This window comes from Halococcus dombrowskii (assembly GCF_022870485.1).
In the GTDB taxonomy this organism is placed as follows: Archaea; Halobacteriota; Halobacteria; order Halobacteriales; family Halococcaceae; genus Halococcus; species Halococcus morrhuae.
In genome coordinates this window covers 214,661-234,817 of sequence record NZ_CP095005.1, presented here as the reverse complement: position 1 = coordinate 234,817, position 20,157 = coordinate 214,661, and the positions used below count along the sequence as shown (strand labels likewise).

Genomic DNA, 20,157 nt, shown 5'->3' with positions numbered 1-20,157 from the left:
ACTACGCTTCGAGCAGCAACCGCTGGGGGTTCTCCAGGAACTCCTCGACGCGGTTGGTGAACTGCGCCGCGATCGCCCCGTCGACGACGCGATGGTCGATCGACAGCGAGAGCGTCATCACCTTGCGGGGGACGATCTCGCCGTCCACGACTCGGGGTTTCTCCTTGATCGCGCCGAGCGCGAGGATCGCCACCTCGGGGTGGTTGAGGATCGGCGTCGCGTACTCGCCGCCGATGGCCCCGACGTTGGTGATCGTGAAGGTGCCGCCCTGCATCTCCTCGCGGCTGATCGTGCGCTCGCGAGCCTTCTCGACGAGTTCGTTCATCTCCGAGGCCAGCTGGAGCATGTTCTTCCGGCCGGCGTCCTCGACGACGGGCACCATCAGTCCGGCATCGGTCGCGGTCGCCACGCCGATGTTGTAGTATTTCTTCTGGACGATCTCCTCGGCCTCCTCGTCGAGCATGGCGTTGACCATCGGGAACTCGCGCAGCGCGGCCACGCAGGCCTTCATGACGAACGGCATGTACGAGAGGCTGATCCCCTGCTCGTCGGCGAGTTCCTTGAGGTCGGTCCGTGCTTCGACCAGGGCAGTGACGTCGACCTCGTCGTGGTGGGTGACGTGGGGCGCGGTGTATTTCGATTCCGCCATCTGCTGGCCGATCGTCCGCCGAACCCCACGGTAGGGGATCCGCTCTTCGCCCCTCGACCCCGCAAGTGCTTCCCTGTCGGCGTCCTGTGCGGCCTGCTGGGCCTCGGCGTAGGATTCGACGGCGGCCGGCGTGACGAACGCCTCGCCGTCGCGCTCCTCGTCGGTGGGTACGGCGTCGATATCGATCCCCGAATCTTCGGCGAGTTTTCGTGTCGCGGGCGCGGCGAGCGTGCGCTCGCGGTCGGCCGACTCGCCCGCCGTCGCTCCGCCCGCCGCGGACCCGCTCGCCGACGGCTGTCCCGTCGAGGATGCCTGCGCCGCGCCGCCTCCGGTGGTGTCCCCCTCTCCAGCATCCGTCCCGCTGGAGCCCTCGACGCGCGTGGTGGCCGGTTCGGGCGAATCGCTTCCCTCCTCATCCACTTCTTTCGCGTCCTCCGCGGCCGCGCGCACGTCGTGCTCGCTCACCCGGCCACCGGGACCGGAGCCGTCGATGCTTCCGATATCGACGCCGAGCTCGCGCGCCAGCCGCCGTGCGCTCGGGGCGGCGAAGACGCGCCCGCTCGCGGTCGGAGTCTCCTCGTCCGCCGTCCCTTCGGCCGTCGTCTCCACGTCGCCCGTCGCTGCGCTCGCCTCCGTGGCGGCGTCCGTTTCCGTCGATTCCTCGGTGGTCGTCGCCTCACCGCTGTCGTCGTCACCTTCTTCGGCGAACGTGATGATCACGGTACCGACGGGGACCATCTCGCCCGCCTCGGCGTGGATCTCCTGGACGCTGCCGTTGACCGGCGACGGAACGTCGACGACCGCCTTGTCCGTCTCGACCTCGGCGACGGGCTGGTCCTCCTCGACTGCATCGCCCTCCTCGACCAGCCAATCGACGATCTCGCCCTCGGCGACGCCCTCGCCCACGTCGGGGAGTTCGAACTCGCGGACCATTCAGAACTCCGCGGCCTCCCGGATCCCGTCCTCGATGCGGGCTGCCTCGGGGAGGTAGTAGTCTTCGAGCGCGTAGAGCGGGAACGGCGTGTCGAAGCCCGTGACGCGCGTGATCGGTGCTTCCTGATACACGAGCGCCTCCTCCTGGATCGTCGCGGTGATCTCGCCGGCCAGCCCGCCGGTCTTGGGTGCCTCGTGGACGACCGCCGCTCGCCCCGTCTTCTTGAACGACTCGACGATCGCCTCGTCGTCGAGCGGCGAGAGCGTACGGAGATCGACGACCTCGCAGTCGATGCCCTCCTCGGCGAGCGACTCGGCGGCCTCCATCGTCGGGCGGGTCATCGCGCCCCAGGTGAACACCGAGACGTCGCTCCCTTCCCGGCGGACGGCGGCCTCGCCGAGCGGCACGGTGTAGGACTCGTCGGGCACGTCCTCCCTGAAGGCGCGGTAGATGAGTTTCGGTTCGAGGAACAGAACGGGGTCGGGATCGCGGATCGAGGCGGCGAGCAGCCCCTTGGTGTCGCGGGGCGTGCTCGGGATCACGACCTTGAGGCCGGCCTCGTGGACGAAGAACGCCTCCTTCGACTCGGAGTGGTGCTCCGGTGCGCGAATGCCGCCGCCGTAGGGCGCACGGATCACCATCGGACAGTTGAACCGGCCGCGCGAGCGGTTTCTGAGCCGCGCCGCGTGGCTGACGATCTGGTCGAAGCCCGGGTAGATGAACCCCTGGAACTGGATCTCGGGGACGGGTTTCATCCCGTAGGCGGCCATCCCGACCGCCGTGCCGATGATGCCCGACTCGGCCAGCGGCGTGTCGATGACGCGGTTATCACCGAACTCGTCGTGGAGGCCCTGCGTCGCCCGGAAGACGCCGCCGTTCTCGCCGACGTCCTCGCCCATGACGAGCACGTCGTCGTCCCGACTCATCTCGCCGTAGAGCCCATCCCGGACCGCCTGGACGAGCGTCAAACTCTGCGTTTCGCCCGTTTCCTGCTGTTCTGTCGTGCTCATTCGAGGATCTCCTCGTCGCCGTGGTCGTCGCGCAGGCGCTTCAGGTACTGTAGCTGCTGGTCGAGCCGTTTCGGCATCTCGGCGTAGACGTCCGCGAACATCTCCTCGGGCTCCGGGCGCTCGTGGGACTCGGCCGCCTCGATGGCGTCGGCGACGTTCTCCTCGATCTCCTCCTCGATCGCGTCGATACGCTCGTCGTCGAGCAGTCCCTGATCCTCCAGGAACGCCTCCAGCCGTGGGATCGGGTCCTTCTGTTTCCACTCCTCGACCTCGTCGTCTTCACGATAGACCGAGGGATCGTCGGCGGTCGTGTGCGCGCCGAAGCGGTACTGGACGGCCTCGATCATCGTCGGCCGAAGCTCGTCCTCGTCGGGATCCTTTGCCTTCTCGACGGCCTGCTGGGTGGCCTGATAGACCGCGAGCGGGTCCATCCCGTCGACCTGCACGCCCTCGAACCCGTAGGCGTTGGCCTTCTGTGCGAGCGTCGCGCTCGCGGTCTGTCGTTCTCTCGGAACCGAGATCGCCCACTGGTTGTTGTTACAGAAGAAGATGGTGGGGGTATCGAACACGCCCGCGAAGTTCATCGCCTCGTGGAAATCGCCCTCGCTGGTCGCGCCGTCGCCGAAGTAGCAGAGAAACGCCTTGGTCTCGTCCTGGAGTTTCGAGGCCCACGCCGCGCCGACGGCGTGGGGAAGCTGGGAGGCGATCGGCACCGCGGGCGTGAAGATGTTGGCGTCCTCTTCCTCGTAGCCCACCTCGTGACCCATCCAGTAGAGCAGGGTCCGCTCCAGCGAGAACCCCTTGATGAGCGACGCGCCGTGCTCGCGGTAGCTCGGGAACAGCCAGTCTTCCTCGGCCAGCGCGTGGGCGCTACCGACCTGGGCGGCCTCCTGACCTGACAGCGGTGGATAGGTGCCGATGCGCCCCTGGCGCTGGAGCGAGACGGCGCGCTGGTCGAAGTGGCGCACCAGCCGCATCTCGCGGTACATCGCGACCAGCAGCTCGTCGTCGATGTCGGGCACCGTCGCGCCGTCGCGTACCTCCCCGTTCTTGTCGAGAACTTCGATGCGCTCGCCGACCTCGTGCTGTAACGTGCTCACGGGCGGAGCCACCTCGCTGACATACCTGCACCATTGATTGCCGCAGTTATATCCTTTTTGTAAAAGGGTTTTTGTGACCGCTGTTCTTGCCACCCCATCCCTGAAAAACCGTTCGTGTGTCCCGTTCGCACACGAAAAACGACGATTTTGTCAATAATCGGGGTTCGTTCGTGAAAATCTGAATCACGAATAGCCGTCACGAACGGGCGACGACCACCCGACCGCCCGACGGTTTTTGCGACTCGGCGACGAATCCCGCGTGTGAAGGCACGACATCTCGATCACGTGAACCTCCGCATCCCGGCCGACGGGGCCGACGCCGCGCGGGCGTTCTACGGCGATCGGCTCGGCTTCGGTATCGAGGACACGCTCTACGAAACCGGTGAGAAATCGTTTCTCGACGCGCGACTGTCGGCGACCGCGGTCGTCCATCTCTGGCCGACCGACGAGTTCGAGCCACCGACGGCGACGAATTTCAACCATTTCTGCGTCGTCGTCGAGGAATCGGTCGAGACGATCAGGGAGCGCCTCGACGAGGAAGGCGTCGAGATCGACGACGAACTCGCCGCGCCGCGCGGGGCGACCGGCGAGGCCCCGTCGATCTACGTCGTCGATCCGTTCGGCTATCGGATCGAACTGAAAGAACGCGTCTGAGCGACGATTCGGGCTCGCTCGAACCCCGATCAGACCGACTGCGAGGCCGCCCGCGCCGACCGCCGCGCCCCCTCGATCGACTGTCCCTCCCGCAACACGGCCTCGACGAACAGCTCACCGGCCTTGTACGACGAGCGGACCATCGGCCCGCTCACACAGTAGAGAAAGTCCAACTCCTCCTCGGCGACCGTTTGCCAGGTCTCGAACTTGTCGGGATGCACGTAGGAGGAGACGTCGAGATGCGAGCGCGAGGGCTGGAGATACTGGCCGAGCGTCACGATGTCGACGTCGGCTTCCCTGAGATCGGAGAGCGTGCGATAGACCTCGTGGTCGTACTCGCCGACGCCGAGCATGATCGAGGTCTTGGTGTGGATCTCGGACTCGCGTTCGACCTGTTCGAGCACCGAGAGCGACTGTGCGTAGTTTGCCCGCCGATCGCGGACGGGCCACTGGAGTCGTTCCACCGTCTCGATGTTGTGAGCGATCACGTCGGGACCGGCGTCGATGATCTCCCGGACGAGTTCGGGTTCGCCCTGGAAGTCGGGGATCAGCACTTCCACGAGGATCGAGGGATCGCGCTCCTTGATTGCCGTGATCGTGCGGGCGAAGTGGGCGGCCCCGTAGTCGTCGAGATCGTCGCGGTCCACGCTCGTCAGGACGACGTATTCCAGACCGATCTCGGCGACCGCGTCGGCGACGTTCGCGGGTTCGTCGGGATCGAGCGGGCTCATCCCGCCGGTCTCGACGTCACAGAAGTTGCAGCCGCGTGAGCAACGCTCGCCCATCAGCATGAACGTCGCGGTGCCCGGTCCGTCCCGCCCGGACCAGCACTCGCCCATGTTCGGGCAGTTGGCCTCCTCGCAGACGGTGTGGAGGTCGCGCTCGCGGAGTGTCGCCTTGATCTCGGTGAACTGCTCGCCCGACGGCGGGCGGCTCTTCAGCCACGCCGGTTTGCGCGCCCGACTCATACCACGTGTCGAGGGTCGCCCGGCAAAAGCGTGCGGTTCGTCGGGTGCGGAGTCGACACGACCAGTACGATTAAGTTGTGGGAACGATACCGCTACACACGACAATGAAAGACACACCCGTGAACGACGTCATGACGACGCCGGTCCGGACGGTCACCGGCGAGACGACGATCGCGGTGGCTGCTCGCGCGCTCACCGACCAGGGGATCGGCTCGCTGATCGTCGGCGAAGAACGCATCGAGGGGATCGTCACCGAGACGGACGTCGTCGGCAGCGTCGCCGAGGGGCTCGATCCGACCGCAACGGCGGTCGCCGAACTGATGTCCGATCCGGTCGTCACCATCCGTCCGACCGACAGCGTGGGCGATGCGGGCGAGCGCATGGGCCAAAACACGGTCAAGAAGCTTCCCGTGACCGAGGACGGTGAGCCTGTCGGCATCGTCACCACGACCGACCTCGCACATTTCCTCCCCCAACAGCGCGTCGGCATGTCCGTCCAACCCGAGCCCGACGTGGACAAGGGCGAATACGAGTGAGACCTCGTCGTGACGCCGGGGCCGGCGTGTTCTTGCACGTCGGCACCCCCGCGCTCTTTTGGCTATCCTCCCATCACGAGATCACTGGCAGCACACTCCTGTCGGCGAGCGCGTTGCCGCCCACTATGCCGGGAACATCCTGATTACGCCAGCGACGGTAGTGGTCCCATGAGCACGGTGAGTACGGATCGACTCCGTCGGGGTTGGGAGTACTACCGGCGGTACACGCAGCAGCGGACGGGGATCCACGCGGCGGCGACGGCGGCGCTCACCGGACTCGGACTGCTCGCGTACTTCGAGCGATGGTTCGTCGCGGTCGCCATCGTCGCCTATCTCCTCCCGCCGATCTATCTCTATCTCACCGGTGACGATCTCTCCGAGCACGGTCAGTCCCCGGACGATCGCTCGGGCCGACCGGCTGCGACCGGAACCAGCGACATCGATAGCGATACTGACGATATCGACAGGGACAGCGATTCCGACGGCATCGACACCGACAGCGATTCGGATGGATACGATACCGATACCGACGGAGACGACGGCGATATGGATGCGGACGGGGTCGACGCTGACGCCGATGCGAACGGAGCCGATGCTGACGCGGATGCGGACGGCTAGCGAGCCGCCGCTGCGCGCCATGCGGGCGTAAGGAAACGCCTTTGGCCGCTCCAGTCACAGACCAACGCACGTGACTCCCGTCGCCTCATTTCGCCCGCGACGCTCCCGTCCGACCCGATGGGGGCGACGCTCGTGAACGCCGTCGTCTCGCTCCGCTCGCGACGTGCTCGTGGGGATCGTTACCGGGACCAGCCCTCATGAACGTCGCCGAGGCGGTCCCCGAGTTCGCCGACGCCTTCGCCTTCGAGGAGTTCAACCGGATGCAGCGCGAGGCGCTGCCGGCGATCATGGACCGCGACGAGAACGTCGTCGCCAGCGCCCCCACCGCGAGCGGGAAGACCGCGCTCGCCGAACTCGCCATCTGCAAGTGTCTCGCCGCGGACGGCACGTCGCTGTTCATCGCACCGCTGCGCGCGCTCACCAACGAGAAGGAAAGCGAGTGGGAACGGTTCGAAGATCTGGGCTACTCGGTCTACGTCGTCACCGGCGAGCGTGACCTGAACCCACGCCGTGCCGAGCGCGCCGACATTCTGGTGATGACGCCCGAGAAGGTGGACTCGGCCACGCGAAAACACGACTCGCCCCGGTACGAGTTCATCACCGACGTGGGCTGCTGTGTCATCGACGAGGTCCATCTGCTCGATTCGGAAAATCGGGGGAGCGTGCTCGAAGTCACCATCTCCCGACTTCGGCGGCTCGCAGCCCCCCGCATTGTCGCGCTCTCGGCGACGATGCCAAACGTCGATGAGATCGCCGACTGGCTCGATGCCGTTCCCGAGACGACCTTCGATTTCGGCCAGGAGTATCGACCCGTCGATCTCGAATCCGGCGTCCGGACCTATACGCACGGCGAGAACGCCTTCGCCGACAAATACCGTCGACTGTATCGCGCGCTCGATCTGGCCGAGGAACACATCCGCGACGACGGCCAAGCATTGGTCTTCGTCGCCTCCCGCCAGGACACGGTGCGTGCGGCCGAAAAGGCCCGCGACGAACTCGCCTCGCGGGACGTCCCGATGGGTGCGCGCGGCGATTACGATTTTCATACCGAAACGCAGGTGCTCGAAAACCAGACGCTCCGGAAATCGGCGCTCGACGGCGTCGCCTTCCATCACGCCGGACTGTCAAAATCCGACAAGGACCACGTCGAGCAGTGGTTCCGTGAGGGGAAGATACAGCTCCTCTTCTCGACTTCGACGCTCGCGTGGGGCGTCAACCTTCCTGCACGGTGTGTCGTGATTCGTGACACGAAATACCACGACCCCCTGGAGGGCGAGGTCGATATGAGCCCGCTCGACGTGCTCCAGATGCTCGGGCGCGCGGGTCGGCCGGGCTACGACGACGCGGGCTACGCCTACGTGGTCTGTGACGGCAACGACGCCGGGAAATACCGAAAACTGCTCCGTGACGGAACGGAGATCGATTCCCATCTCACGGCCGATCTCGACACACATCTCAACGCCGAGATCGCGATGGGAACCATCGACGACGTGCCCGACGTGATGGAGTGGCTCGAAACGACGTTCGCGTTCGTCCGTGCCCGCAGTGCCAACGAGGGTGCGGTCGCGGCGCTCAGGGAACGTGTCCGTGAAGCGCTCTCGACGCTCGACGATCGGGGGTTCGTCGCCATCGAGGACGACACCGTCTCGGCCACCCCGCTCGGCACGCTCGCGTCGGCGTACTACCTCAGACTGCCGACCGCCCACCGCTTTCACGGGCTCGCCGGCACCGACCCGACGACGAGCACCCTCCTCGATGCGGTCGCTCGAAGTGCGGAGTTCGACAGCGTGAACGCCCGCCGCGCCGAGCGCGACGCCATCGAGAGCGTGCTCGACGGCCACGGCGATCTCGATCCAGGGAGACGAAAGGTGCTGGCTATCCTCGCGTCGAGCACGCGCGCGGCGACGCCGAGCGAACTCCAGAGCGACGCGTGGGTCATCCGCCAGAACGCCGTGCGCCTGCTCGCCGCGCTCCGGGCCTTCCTCGATCGCTTCGGCTCGGAGTGGGAGGCCAATCGCGCGCGTCGCGCGGCCGCGCGCGTCGAGAACGGGGTGGGCGAGGAGTCGGTCGCGCTCACCGCCATCGACGGCGTCGGCCCGGGCAGAGCGAGCAAACTCGCCGGCGAGGGGATCGAAACGCCCGCCGCCGTCGTCGAATCGGGTGTCGAGGAGCTCGTCGCCGTCGGTCTCACGGAGGGCGTCGCCGAGCGGGTCGTCGAGAGTGCACACGACCTTCCCGTACTATCGATCGATTGGGGTTCGTTCCCCGAACGGATCGCGCGCGGCGAGAACGAACTGTGCGAGGTGACGATCGAGAACGACGGTGACGGCGCGCGCGCCGGGATCCGCGTCTCGGTCAACGACACCGAGATGACGGCGACGAGTTCGTTTCTGGGATCGGAGACCGTGCCGGCCCCGGTCTTCGGCGGTGAGCCGGACACGCTCAAGTTTACCGTCGAAATCGTCTTCCCGGATCTGCCGCTGGCACCGATTACCGAGACGAGAACCGTCTGGGTCGACTGAGACTCCTCTTTCAGCGGCGGGCCATAGGTTCAACTACGAAGCCGCGGCCAGCCGCCCCATGGATGCCATCCGGGTCTTCGCCGGCGACTGCACCATCACCGAGGACGGCGAGCGCGAACAGCGCGGCGACGTCGTCGTGGTGATCAAACCCGACGACACCGTGCTGATCCACGATCGTGACGGCTACCAGCCAGCGGCGTGGCTCACCCGTCCCGAGACGCTCAGCTACGAGGGGACGAGCGGCGGGACGTTCTCGCTGACCGCCACCGATGGCGAGTCGTCCCTCCACGTCGTCGCCAACGAGGAGCACGGACTCGCGCGCTATCCTGCCTCCGCCGCCGGCGCTCCCGTGGGCGACTGCCCCGACTGCGAGGGTGCGCTCGTCCGCGCGAAGGGCGCGGTGACGTGTCTCGACTGTGAGGCGCGCTACGGGCTGCCGGCGGGCGCGGACGTGCTCGATCGGGCCTGTCGCGACTGCGGGCTGCCGACGATGGTCGCCGAGCGCGGGCGGGCGTTCACGCTCTGCATTGACCGCGAGTGCGAGTCACTCGACGACCGAGTGAACGAAGCGTTCGATCACGAGTGGGACTGTCCGGACTGCGACGGCGATCTCCGCGTCATCCGCAACGGTCAACTCCTCGCCGGCTGCGAGAACTATCCCGACTGTGAGACCGCGTTCTCGATCCCGTCCGGAACCGTCGATGGTGATTGTGAGTGTGGGCTGCTGGCGTTCGATACGAGTGGTGGACGACGCTGCCTCGACGCGACCTGCGAGCGCGCTGGCTGATTCGCTTCGATTTCCATTGGGTCACCACGGCCGACCGCAGGCGACTTGTCGTCGCGCGACCCGCTGTCGCTATGGAAGGCACGCTCGACGGCGGCGTCGTCCGGGTCGGCGGCGACGCGCGCCAGCGGTTCTACGACTCCAGTGGCTACGGTCGACCCGACGGGGCGGGCGTCGTGCTCGCGCCGGTTGAGGCCGCCCACCTGCTCTTTCGCGACGATCTCGACGCGGTCGACGGAATGGATCTCGGGAAATTTCTCGCCGCGACCGACTGTGTGGTCCGCTTTCTGGTCTACAAGGACTTCCGCGAGCGCGGCTTCTACCTCTCGCCCGCGCGCGAGGGCTGGGTGGACGCCGACGACGCACGGGCGGGCGCGGACCTCGTGGTCTACCCGCAGGGCAACGGGCCGTGGGACGACGCGATCGCCTACCGCGTGCGCGTCGTCGGCGAGCGCGCGGCGGTGCCCGCGAGCGATCTCGGCGACGTCGTGCTCGCCGTCGTCGACGAGGAGAGCGAGATCACCTATCTCGACACCTCACGCCCCGAAATGGTGGGACACACCGACTACGATCCCCCGAGCGAAGTCGCCGCCGACCTGCTGGAGGATCGAACCGTGCTCTGGAACCCACCCGACGATCTCTACGAACGGGCGTTCTACGGCCAGCGACTCGCCGGTCGCGGGGCCGAGGGCGGTCCGCTCCAGCTCTCGCTGGTCGAGACTGCCTACCTTGTGCGCGAGGGAGTGCTCGACCTCGATGGCGGGGCCGAAACGGTCGTCGAGCGCGGGCGAGCGGTCGAGGGCGAGCGGTTCGACCGTCGGCTGGCGGTCTACGCGACGCTCCGCTCCGAGGGACTCGTCCCCAAAACCGGGTTCAAGTTCGGTGCGGACTTCCGGACGTACGCGGACGTCGAGTCGGTCGAGAACCTCGGTCATTCGGAGTTCCTGGTGCGCGTGCTTCCCACGGAGTACGCCTTCGGTCCACGGGAACTCTCGCTCGACGTGCGGCTCGCCGGCGGGGTCCACAAGCGAATGGCTTTTGCGCTGACCGACACGAACGGTGACATCGACTGGCTCGCCGTCGAGCGAATCACACCATGACCGACCCACAGCCTGCGGACGACCGACGAGCGCCGGACCAGCTACCCCGAACGGATGGTGGCACAGCGACTGGAGCCGACGAGACGACGCTCGACCCGTGGGGATCGTCAACTGTTGCCGACTACCGCAAACTCTTCGAGGAGTTCGGCATCGAGGAGTTCGACGACGTGCTCTCTGCTGTGCCGAGCCCCCACTACCTGATGCGCCGCGGCGTCATCTTCGGCCATCGGGGGTACGATCGTGTCGCGCGCGCGATGGCGAACGACGAGGAGTTCGCCGTGCTCTCGGGCTGGATGCCGACCGGCGATCCGCATATCGGCCACAAACTCGTCATCGACGAGATCGTCTGGCATCAACAGCAGGGTGGCGACGCCTACGCGCTGATCGCCGACATGGAGGCCCACAGCGCCCGCGGGCTCTCCTGGGACGAGATCGCTCGCCACTCGCGGGAGTACCTACTGAGCCTCATCGCGCTCGGGTTCGATCCCGAGGAAGGAGAGATCTACCGCCAATCGGACAACCGCCCGCTCCAGGATCTCGCCTTCGAACTCGGCGCGCACGTCAACTTCTCCGAAATGCAGGCGCTCTACGGCTTCGATGGCGAGACCAACGTCTCGCACATGCAGAGCGTCGTCACCCAGATGGCGGACATCCTCTACCCACAGATCGACGAACCGAAACCCACGGTGATCCCGGTGGGGCCGGACCAGGACCCTCACGTCAGGCTCTCGCGCGATCTCGCGGCCAGCATGCGCTATTTCAAGGTCAGCGAAGCGTACGCGAGCTTCGAGACAGGATCTCAGGAAGAACAGTTGTTGCTGGAGTGGGTATATGAAAACCTCGCTGAATCTGCTCACTCGCAGGAACTGGACGCCGAAATCATTCGATGCGACCTTGCAGCAGAGCTGTTATCCGAATACCGTGAGGTTCATCCGAACTTCGAAGGCGAAGCTCCCCACGGGGCAAATGCGGAGCTATCCGAGGAAGGAGCGGATGGTCTCTTCGTGAAAGAGGCGTTTCACGATGAGACAGGAAACATCCAACTGCCAAACCCAAGTATCGAGAACGTGTTCGATGATGTTTTCGCCGTTGAGGGGTTTCCATACGAACGTATTTCAACCGAAACGTACGATGAGCTAATTGGAAAGCTACAGAATTCTGGCAAAGAGCCACTTCGGCCTCGCCGCCGACTCTTTAATCGAGAGGGCACAGAGGAAGCATTCGAGGCGCTCATCGAGGCGGTCGAGGGCGAAAAACGCGTCTACGAGGGTCACATCGACAGTTTCGAGCTCTCGCGGGAGGACGCCGAATCGCTCGCGCGCGAGGTCGAACTCGATCACGGTGGCTACGGGTTCGTCGCCCCCTCCTCGATCTATCACCGGTTCATGACCGGGCTCACGGGAGGCAAGATGAGCTCCTCGGTGCCAGCGAGCCACATCAGCCTGCTCGACGACCCTGAGGAAGGCTACGAGAAAGTGAAATCAGCGACCACGGGTGGGCGCGAGACGGCCGAAAAACAGCGAGAACTCGGCGGTCGGGCGGACGAATGTCCGGTCTACGAGCTCTACAACTACCTGCTCGCGGCCGACGACGACGAGTTCGCGATCCGCGTCTACGAGGAGTGCACCAACGGCGAGCGCCTCTGTGGGGGCTGCAAGGAGCAGGCTGCGGAACTGATGCGCGAGTTCCTCGCCGACCATCAGGAGAAACGCGAGGAAGCGAAGGAACTCCTCGACGATCTCGACATCGATCTCGATCCATAGAGCGCTGCCGGGACGGCTTCACCGTCTTCTTGCTTGGTTTCGCACGGGACCACGTCGGCCACTACCGGACAACGATCGTGTCGGCAAACCGGTCGCCCAGCCGTTTGGAGTGATCCGAGAGGGCGAGCGAGACGATCCCGACGATGTAGAAAAACGGGAGGAAATCCACGAGCCGTAGCACGTTTCGTACTAGTGATGACTGCAGCGAGAGGGATGACCCATCGGAGTTCGTGGCCCGGATTTTGACAGCAGCCTTGCCGATGGTCCTACCGAACCGCCACTCCAACAACGCGTGATACCCGATGGAAAGCCCCATCCAGAGCACGAGCGAAACGAGCGCGGAAACACCCTCCAAGTCCGCGTTCGTCGTTGTCCCGCTGGTTTGGATATCACCGATGACTGCGGCCACGAGAAAAGTAGAGACGAAAAACAACGCGAACCAAACGATCGAATCGATCGCCATCGCCACACCCCGAATGACGATTCCACATCTTTCAGGCGTGTCCTCGTTTTTCATCACTTCGATAGGCTCGCTCCAAGTATGTAAAAATCTCACGCCTATGCATTGATATATTCCGATGTTGTCCGTGGACAACACCGCGGTTCGTTGCGTCGGTGAAGTCCTCGCCTACCCGTAGCTTTCCTCCTCGTAGTAGAGATCGGGCACACCGAGCGGCTCGACGACCTCGCGAACGCTCTCGCACATCGCGCCGATCCCACAGACGTACACCTCGGCGTTTTTCGGGTCGATCCGCGCTTCGACGCCGGTTTTCGTCTCGCCGCCGACGAACTCGGCGACCTCCGGCGGGAGGCCGTCGATATCGACGCAGTCCGGGGCGAGATATTTGAGTAAGGTGTGCTGGACGTATTCGGTCTCGCCGTCCCAGTCGCCGAGATACTCCTCGCGGCTGCAGGTGAACACAGGGTAGAAGTTCGGGTTTTCGTCCGCGAGCGTGAGGAACTCCTCGCGATAGGGGAGGTCGTCCTTCCAGGACGCCCCCAGGAACAGCCAGACGTCGCGTTCGTGACCCTCGAACTCGTCGCGGTCTTCCTCGAAGGTGTACTCGATCATGCTCTTGAACGGGGCCGCACCCGTGCCGGTGGCGATGAAGACGAGATCGCGTTCGGAGGGGTCCTGGAGCATGAATTCGTCACCGTAGGGTCCGCGAAGGAACAGCTCGTCGCCTTCGGCGGTTCTGTCGCAGAGGTCGGGCGTGAGTTCGCCGTCGGGCACGCGCCGGATGCAGAGTTCGAGTTCGTCGCGGTTGGGCGAACTCGCGATCGAGTAGACGCGCGGCTCCTCCGCTTCGTAGCTGATGCGCGCGTACTGGCCCGGCACGAACTCGAAGGATTCCTCGGGGCGAAAGCGCAGGCGCAACAGCGACGGATGTTCCCGCTCGGCCCGCCCGCGGAGAGTGTCGACCTTCGTCGCCATCGCGTCGGCCATCGATTCCTCACCTGTCGCGGCGAGTTGCTCGATGGCTTCGTCCCACGACTCTCGATCGTCGACCACGTCGCCAGGCCGATCGTCGACTTCCGCACGTTCGACGAGCGTCTCGCGATCGGTGTCGAGCACGTTCCCGATCTCGTCGCCGCGCTGGCGGTCCATCGCCGCACGTTCGGTGATGGTGGCCCGCTGGTTCTCGATCTCGGCCTCGTCGGCCTCCGCCTCGGCGATGCGTTTCGGCGACATCTTTCCCGAAGCCTCTCGCTCGACGCGGTTAGCTCTTCGGCGGGCTCGGCCCGAGTCGGAACCGTTAGTTGAGCGACGCGGCATACACTTATCATGAGACTCCCGGACGCACAACTTGCGGTGCTCGAAGCCGCGAGCGCGAGCAATCAGAAAACGATAGAAGAGCTTGCAAAGGAGACTAGTCTCAATTCGGACACGGCCGCGGGCGCGGCATTCGCGCTTGAAGAGGAAGGGTTGGTCGAAGTTGCGGATCGTATTCGTGATGTTCCCTCCCTGACTGCTGAAGGGGAACAATATGCCAGCAGTAACCTTCCAGAGAACGATCTGTATAGTGCCGCGATTAGAGAAGGCGCTGATATGGAACCTGTCCAAATAAATCAGGCTATCAACGCCGCTGGAATAGAGGGACCGCAGGTCGAAATCGCACTCTCGAACTATGCCCGGAAGGGGTATGGTTCGATCTCAGGTGGCGAAATATCAGCCAATCCCGATATGGATGTTAAAAACGATGCTGAACATCACATTCTACAGGACCTTGATGAATGGGCGGAGGGTACTCTCCCGAGGACAACGATAGACTCGGCTGAAGAAGGTACTGAACCTGGTGATGGATATATGCGTAGTTCAGAAGAAGTATATAAGCAATTAGAACATCGTGGTCTGATTGAGCGAGAAGTATCTACCACTCGTTCCGTCCTGCTTACCGACGACGGCGTCACCGCGCTGATGGAGGGGATCGAAACGGCGGATACCGTCGGGGCGCTCACCCCCGAGATGCTCACCACCGGCGAGTGGCGCGACGCCGATTTCGCCGCGTACAACGTCGAAGCCGACGCCGAGCGTGCACAGGCCGGCCGTCTCCATCCGCTTCGACGGACCGCCGAGCGCGTGACGGACGTGCTCGTCGGGATGGGGTTCGAGGAGATGGACGGTCCCCACGCCGACGCCGAGTTCTGGATCAACGACTGCCTGTTCATGCCCCAGGATCACCCCGCACGAACCCACTGGGACCAGTTCACGCTTGCCGACCCCGACGCGATCGACGATCTCCCCGACGAACTGGTCGCGGGCGTCGAACACGCCCACCGCGAGGGGGTCGGCCCGGACGGCGACGGCTATCACTCGCCGTGGTCGACCGACGTCGCCCGACGGCTCTCGCTGCGCGGGCACACGACCTCGCTGTCGGCGCGCCATCTCGCCGGCGTCGCAACTGGAGACCTGGAACCGCCACAGCGGCTGTTCAGCGTCGAGAAGGTGTATCGGAACGACACCCTCGACGCGACTCACCTCCTCGAATTCTTCCAGATCGAAGGGCTGGTGATGGCCGAAGACCTCTCCGTCCGTGACCTGATGGGCACGTTCACCGAGTTCTACGCCCAGTTCGGCATCACCGATCTGGAGTTCAAGCCGACGTACAACCCCTACACGGAGCCGAGCTTCGAGCTGTTCGGCGAACATCCCACCACGGGCGAGCTCGTCGAGATCGGCAACTCTGGACTGTTCCGCCCGGAGATGCTCGATCCGCTCGGCGTCGACTGCGACGTGATGGCCTGGGGGCTCGCGCTCGAACGGCTGCTGATGCTGACGCACGGCTTCGAGGATATCCGTGATGTCCACGGGACGCTCGTCGATCTCGACTTCCTGCGGAACGCGGAGGTGGTCTACTGATGCCCGTCGTCGACGTCGATCCCGACGAGCTCAGGCGGTTCACCGGTCACGGGGAGAAGGGCGACGACGAACTGCTCGACGATCTCTTCGAGCTCGGCCTCGAATTCGAGGGCGAGACCGAGGACGGACTGTTTCAACTGGAGTTCGAGGCCGATCGACTGGATCGCCTCTCGGTCGAGGGCGTCGCGCGCTCGCTGCGCTATCAGTACGGCGACGATAGCGGTGTCTACGTCCCGTCGACCAACGACGCCGACTGGACGATCGAGGTCGACGAGAGCGTGCCCGACGAGCGCCCGTACGTCACCGGGGCCGTGATCCGCGGTCTCGATCTCGACGCGGCGGGGCTCGACTCGCTGATCCAGCTCCAGGAGAAGCTCCACGCGACGATGGGTCGCGGGCGCGCGAAGGGCGCGATCGGCATTCACGATCTGACGATGCTGAAGGGTCGATCACGGGTGGAGGGCGGCGAGAACTCGATCAGCTATCGCGGCATCGATCCGGACGGGGAGAGTTTCGTCCCGCTCGATAGCAACGACGAACTCACGCCCGCCGAGGTGCTCACCGATCATCCGACTGGCGAGACGTACGCCCCCCTGCTCGATGGCTACGAGCGTTACCCCGCCATCTACGACGATCTCGGGCTGTTCTCGTTCCCGCCGGTGATCAACGGCCGGCGCACCGAGGTCAACACGGGTAGTCGAGAGCTGTTCGTCGAACTCACGGGCACCGACCAGTGGACGATCGACCGGATGTGCACCATCATCTGCTACGCGCTCGACGCGCGTGGGGCGACGATCGAGCGCGTGAGCGTCGAATATCCCGATCGCACGCTCGACCGCCCTGATTTCGAGACTGACGAAAAGACCGTCACCCATCGGCGCATCGAGCGCGCGCTCGGCATCGACGTCGACGAGCGGGAGGTGATCGATCTGCTCGAACGCGCGGGGCTCGACGCCGAGAGCGACGGCGAGGCTGACGCACTCAGCTATCGCGTTTCGATCCCGCCCTACCGGACCGACGTGCTCCATCCCGTCGACGTGATCGACGACATCGGGCGCGCGTACGGGTTCAACCGTCTGGAGCCGGAGTACCCGGACGTCAGCACCGTCGGTGGCCGTCACGAACGCTCGCGCCATGAGCGGGCGATCCGCGAGACGCTCGTCGGTCTGGGATTCGAGGACCTGCTGAACTTCCATCTCATCGGCGAATCGGGGAACTTCGACCGGATGGGGCTCTCGCCGGACGACGACGCGCTCGGGGCCGCCGAGCCCGCGACCATCGCCGAACCGTACAGCCGCGACTACGAGATCGTCCGCACGTGGGCGCTCCCCTCGCTGCTGATGGTTCTGGAGAACAACACCCATCGGCGCTACCCGCAGGAGCTCGCCGAGGTCGGTCTCGCCGCCCACGTCGACTCCGACGAGAACACGAACGTCGCCGAGGAGCGCCGCGTCGCCGGCGTGCTCGCCCGGACCGATGCCTCCTACGAGGACGCGAAGGGACGACTGGCGTCGCTCGCGCGCGCGTTCGACGTCGAACTGGCAACACTTGCGACCGACCATCCCTCGTTCATCGAGGGCCGTGTCGCGAGCGTCGTGCTCGACGGCGAGCACGTGGGTGTCGTCGGCGAACTCCATCCGGAGATACTCGTCGAGCACGGGCTGGAGGTTCCCGTCGTCGGCTTCGAGCTTCGTGCCGACGCGCTGCGATAATCAGCGATCCGCGCCGACCGCGTCGGCGACCGATTCGAACCCGTCGCGTTCTATGAGTGCGAGCAGGCCACGGTTGATCTCGCGCGCGATGGCCGGTCCCCGATAGACGAGTCCGGTGTAGAGCTGGACGAGGGATGCGCCGGCCCGGATCTTTCGGTAAGCGTCCATAGCGCTTGAGACGCCACCGACACCGATTACTGGCATGTCGGTGCGCTCGGCCACGAACCGAACGGTTCTCGTCGCGCGCGATTCGAGCGGTGCTCCCGAGAGCCCGCCTTCTTCGGTTCGGTGCTCCCCACGGAGTGACGACGTCCGCTCGGTGGTCGTGTTCGTGGCGATGACGCCGTCGAGGGAGCGTTCTTCGGCGACCGCGATCGCTTCCGCGGTCGCGTCATCGGTGAGATCCGGCGAGAGCTTCACGAGCAGCGGGTTCGCGCCGGCGTCTTGGAGCGTGCCGAGGATTCGTTCCAGATGCTCGCGGTTCTGGAGATCGCGCAAGCCTGGCGTATTCGGGCTGGAGACGTTCACGACGAAGTAGTCGCCCGCCGCGCAGCGTTCGTAGGAGTAGCGGTAGTCGGCGGCCGCCTCGTCGAGCGGCGTCGCCTTCGACTTTCCGATGTTGACGCCGACGGGGACATCAACGCGCGCACGCGTGAGCCGGTCGCCGATGCGGTCGGCACCGTGGTTGTTGAACCCCATCCGGTTGACCAGTGCCTCGTCCCCTGGGAGGCGAAAGAGTCGCGGCTGCGGGTTGCCCGACTGTGGCTCGGCGGTGACGCCACCGACTTCGACATGGCCGAAGCCGAGTTTCGAGAGCCCGCGCGGGACCTCGGCGTTCTTGTCGAAGCCGGCGGCGACGCCGATCGGGTTCGGGAACTCGCAGCCGAACACCTCCGTCCGCAGTCGGGGATCGTCGACGGTGTAGCGGGCGTCGAGAGCGCGTTCGATCGGTGTGTGCTGGACACCGTCTAGGAGTGTGTGAGCGGCTCTGTGGGTGGTTTCGGGCGGGAGGCGGAACAACAGTGGCTTCAGGGCATCGTACGCGCGCATTGGAAAATCGAGTCGTTTGGGCGACTCAGAAGTCGTGCTCGACCTCGTCCTGGTCGGCTTTCTGGATGATGATCTTGTCCTCGCGCACCCGGACGAACACCTCGTCGCCGATGGCCATCCCGGCGACGGCCAGCTCGTCCTCGTGAAGGTTGACGTGGACGTTGTGGTATTCGCCGTCGTCGTCCTTTGCCCCGCTGGGACTCAGTTTCTTTTTCCGTACCATCGCGGAGTCTTGACCGGGGTTCGACGTAGCATACACTTAACGTTACGGTCCGAGCGGCGACCGGATCATTCCTGTTGTCGGTGATCGGCGTTTCGATGGCGGCTCCGATCCGTGTCGACGCCCCGTAGCGGGGGATATATTTATAATGTGGCCTGCGTTGGGTTCGCATGGAGCGATCAAAACCATGGCACGTGATACGGACGGTAAGCGGAACTTCGCACTGCGCGAGAGTGATGGGGAAACGAGCGTCTTCTCGGGACGGACGCCACGGCAGGCGGCGTTGAAGGCTGCTCGCCGGCTCGAACCCGCTGATTCGGAGGACGATGCCGGTCGGGCGGATCTCCGGCTCCGCGAGAAGGGCACGCAGAAGGTCCACATCTACGAGGGCTGGGCGTGGCGCGAGGACGCACCCGACGACAAACCCAACTGGATGCCCGACCGGATCACGGAGGCGAACGTCTCGAAACAGGGCATCGAACATCTCGAAGAGCTGTAGTCCACGAGCGACGAACCGGGCCGACTTTTTGTTCGACGCGCCGATGCCCACATGCGCGGCCAGACATCCGACCCGACCCGACGCACACGCGCGGGATGAACGGTCGACCTCCAGCCGCGCAACAGCTCTTCGAGGACCACACAGTCACAATGATGATAGTTCGCCGCTTTTCGCGACTATTTCGGGAATCTCCCCTTTTGGTAGCAGCAATATTTACCAACCCCGGCATCGAACCCCGCCCGGTATAGCAACACACGAGTTCGGCGTGAACGGGCGACACACGGCGTCTCTTCCGACGGGTTTATCCGTTACCCGGGATTCGAATGGAATGCGAAGGTCGGTTGGAAACGATCGATCGACCGAACGACGATCCGACGCCCTTAAGTGGTACAGGGCACTCGGATGGAATGCAGAAAGAAAGCGACACTCGGGGGCCGTTCAACTCGGCTCTCGCCGGATCGTGGTGGGCGAGGTCGGCTCGCTCACCGGGTCGCCGCTTCGAAGGGTTTATCCCTTCGAACGGTGTACGAAGAGATCCGAAGGAGATGAGGATTCCGCCCCTGCGGTCCGCCGTCAAGACGGGATCTGACGTTAGCCCTGATAGTTCGGTGACACCCGGTTCGGTCCGCGGTGTCACGAACGCGAACCCGATAGGTGAACACAACCTTGTGTTCCCG

At 64.9% G+C, this 20,157-nt stretch carries 18 protein-coding genes; 10 read left to right on the top strand and 8 right to left on the bottom strand.

What is annotated here, in order from left to right:
- Position 1: 1 nt before the first annotated feature.
- Genes MUK72_RS01220 through pdhA form a run of 3 tightly spaced genes read right to left on the bottom strand, consistent with a single transcriptional unit; the run spans position 2 to position 3,693 of the window.
- Complete coding sequence (locus MUK72_RS01220) at positions 2-1,582, bottom strand: dihydrolipoamide acetyltransferase family protein (protein ID WP_244702988.1); 1,581 nt, start codon at positions 1,580-1,582, stop codon at positions 2-4.
- Positions 1,583-2,593 carry an alpha-ketoacid dehydrogenase subunit beta gene (locus MUK72_RS01215; RefSeq protein ID WP_244702987.1) on the bottom strand — a complete coding sequence of 337 codons (1,011 nt, stop codon included), beginning with the start codon at positions 2,591-2,593 and terminating at the stop codon, positions 1,583-1,585.
- The gene (gene pdhA, locus MUK72_RS01210; RefSeq protein ID WP_244702985.1) at positions 2,590-3,693 is read right to left on the bottom strand and encodes a pyruvate dehydrogenase (acetyl-transferring) E1 component subunit alpha; all 1,104 of its coding nucleotides are present in this window, start codon (positions 3,691-3,693) and stop codon (positions 2,590-2,592) included. Before pdhA ends, MUK72_RS01215 begins: the two co-directional genes overlap by 4 nt.
- A gap of 261 nt (positions 3,694-3,954) precedes the next feature.
- On the opposite strand from pdhA, the gene MUK72_RS01205 reads away from it, so the two are divergent.
- Positions 3,955-4,347, top strand: coding sequence for a VOC family protein (locus tag MUK72_RS01205; protein ID WP_244702983.1), 393 nt, complete (start codon positions 3,955-3,957; stop codon positions 4,345-4,347).
- A 29-nt stretch (positions 4,348-4,376) separates the two neighbouring features.
- On the opposite strand, the gene lipA is transcribed toward MUK72_RS01205, so the two are convergent.
- The gene (lipA, locus tag MUK72_RS01200) at positions 4,377-5,315 is read right to left on the bottom strand and encodes a lipoyl synthase (RefSeq protein WP_244702981.1); all 939 of its coding nucleotides are present in this window, start codon (positions 5,313-5,315) and stop codon (positions 4,377-4,379) included.
- 104 nt (positions 5,316-5,419) lie between these two features.
- On the opposite strand from lipA, the gene MUK72_RS01195 reads away from it, so the two are divergent.
- The 6 genes from MUK72_RS01195 (at position 5,420) to MUK72_RS01170 (ending at position 12,638) form a co-directional block, all read left to right on the top strand.
- Positions 5,420-5,851: a CBS domain-containing protein gene (locus MUK72_RS01195; protein WP_004051926.1), complete on the top strand. Its 432-nt coding sequence runs from the start codon at positions 5,420-5,422 to the stop codon at positions 5,849-5,851.
- 168 nt (positions 5,852-6,019) lie between these two features.
- Complete coding sequence (locus MUK72_RS01190) at positions 6,020-6,469, top strand: hypothetical protein (RefSeq protein WP_244702979.1); 450 nt, start codon at positions 6,020-6,022, stop codon at positions 6,467-6,469.
- A gap of 197 nt (positions 6,470-6,666) precedes the next feature.
- Positions 6,667-8,991, top strand: coding sequence for a DEAD/DEAH box helicase (locus tag MUK72_RS01185; RefSeq protein WP_244702977.1), 2,325 nt, complete (start codon positions 6,667-6,669; stop codon positions 8,989-8,991).
- Between the two features lie 58 nt (positions 8,992-9,049).
- Positions 9,050-9,778, top strand: a complete 729-nt coding sequence (locus MUK72_RS01180) for a PDDEXK family nuclease (RefSeq protein ID WP_244702975.1) — start codon at positions 9,050-9,052, stop codon at positions 9,776-9,778.
- 71 nt (positions 9,779-9,849) lie between these two features.
- Positions 9,850-10,875 carry a tRNA-intron lyase gene (endA, locus tag MUK72_RS01175; protein WP_244702963.1) on the top strand — a complete coding sequence of 342 codons (1,026 nt, stop codon included), beginning with the start codon at positions 9,850-9,852 and terminating at the stop codon, positions 10,873-10,875.
- Positions 10,872-12,638 carry a tryptophan--tRNA ligase gene (locus tag MUK72_RS01170; protein ID WP_244702960.1) on the top strand — a complete coding sequence of 589 codons (1,767 nt, stop codon included), beginning with the start codon at positions 10,872-10,874 and terminating at the stop codon, positions 12,636-12,638. The genes endA and MUK72_RS01170 overlap by 4 nt, the downstream gene beginning before the upstream one ends.
- A gap of 61 nt (positions 12,639-12,699) precedes the next feature.
- On the opposite strand, the gene MUK72_RS01165 is transcribed toward MUK72_RS01170, so the two are convergent.
- The gene (locus tag MUK72_RS01165; protein ID WP_244702957.1) at positions 12,700-13,101 is read right to left on the bottom strand and encodes an RDD family protein; all 402 of its coding nucleotides are present in this window, start codon (positions 13,099-13,101) and stop codon (positions 12,700-12,702) included.
- A gap of 165 nt (positions 13,102-13,266) precedes the next feature.
- Complete coding sequence (locus MUK72_RS01160) at positions 13,267-14,331, bottom strand: ferredoxin--NADP reductase (RefSeq protein ID WP_244702954.1); 1,065 nt, start codon at positions 14,329-14,331, stop codon at positions 13,267-13,269.
- A 93-nt stretch (positions 14,332-14,424) separates the two neighbouring features.
- Between MUK72_RS01160 and pheS the strand changes: the two genes are divergently transcribed.
- The gene (gene pheS, locus MUK72_RS01155) at positions 14,425-15,999 is read left to right on the top strand and encodes a phenylalanine--tRNA ligase subunit alpha (RefSeq protein WP_244702951.1); all 1,575 of its coding nucleotides are present in this window, start codon (positions 14,425-14,427) and stop codon (positions 15,997-15,999) included.
- A complete protein-coding gene (pheT, locus tag MUK72_RS01150; RefSeq protein WP_244702947.1) occupies positions 15,999-17,711 on the top strand; it encodes a phenylalanine--tRNA ligase subunit beta in 1,713 nt (570 codons plus the stop codon). Before pheS ends, pheT begins: the two co-directional genes overlap by 1 nt.
- Here pheT and MUK72_RS01145 read toward each other — a convergent pair whose 3' ends face one another.
- Both MUK72_RS01145 and MUK72_RS01140 read right to left on the bottom strand, forming a co-directional pair.
- The gene (locus MUK72_RS01145; protein WP_244702944.1) at positions 17,712-18,761 is read right to left on the bottom strand and encodes a quinone-dependent dihydroorotate dehydrogenase; all 1,050 of its coding nucleotides are present in this window, start codon (positions 18,759-18,761) and stop codon (positions 17,712-17,714) included.
- Positions 18,762-18,786: 25 nt separating this feature from the next.
- A complete protein-coding gene (locus MUK72_RS01140) occupies positions 18,787-18,984 on the bottom strand; it encodes a hypothetical protein (protein WP_004051936.1) in 198 nt (65 codons plus the stop codon).
- A gap of 184 nt (positions 18,985-19,168) precedes the next feature.
- Between MUK72_RS01140 and MUK72_RS01135 the strand changes: the two genes are divergently transcribed.
- On the top strand, positions 19,169-19,480 hold the full coding sequence (locus MUK72_RS01135; RefSeq protein WP_004051937.1) for a non-histone chromosomal MC1 family protein: 312 nt from the start codon (positions 19,169-19,171) through the stop codon (positions 19,478-19,480).
- Positions 19,481-20,157: the final 677 nt, after the last annotated feature.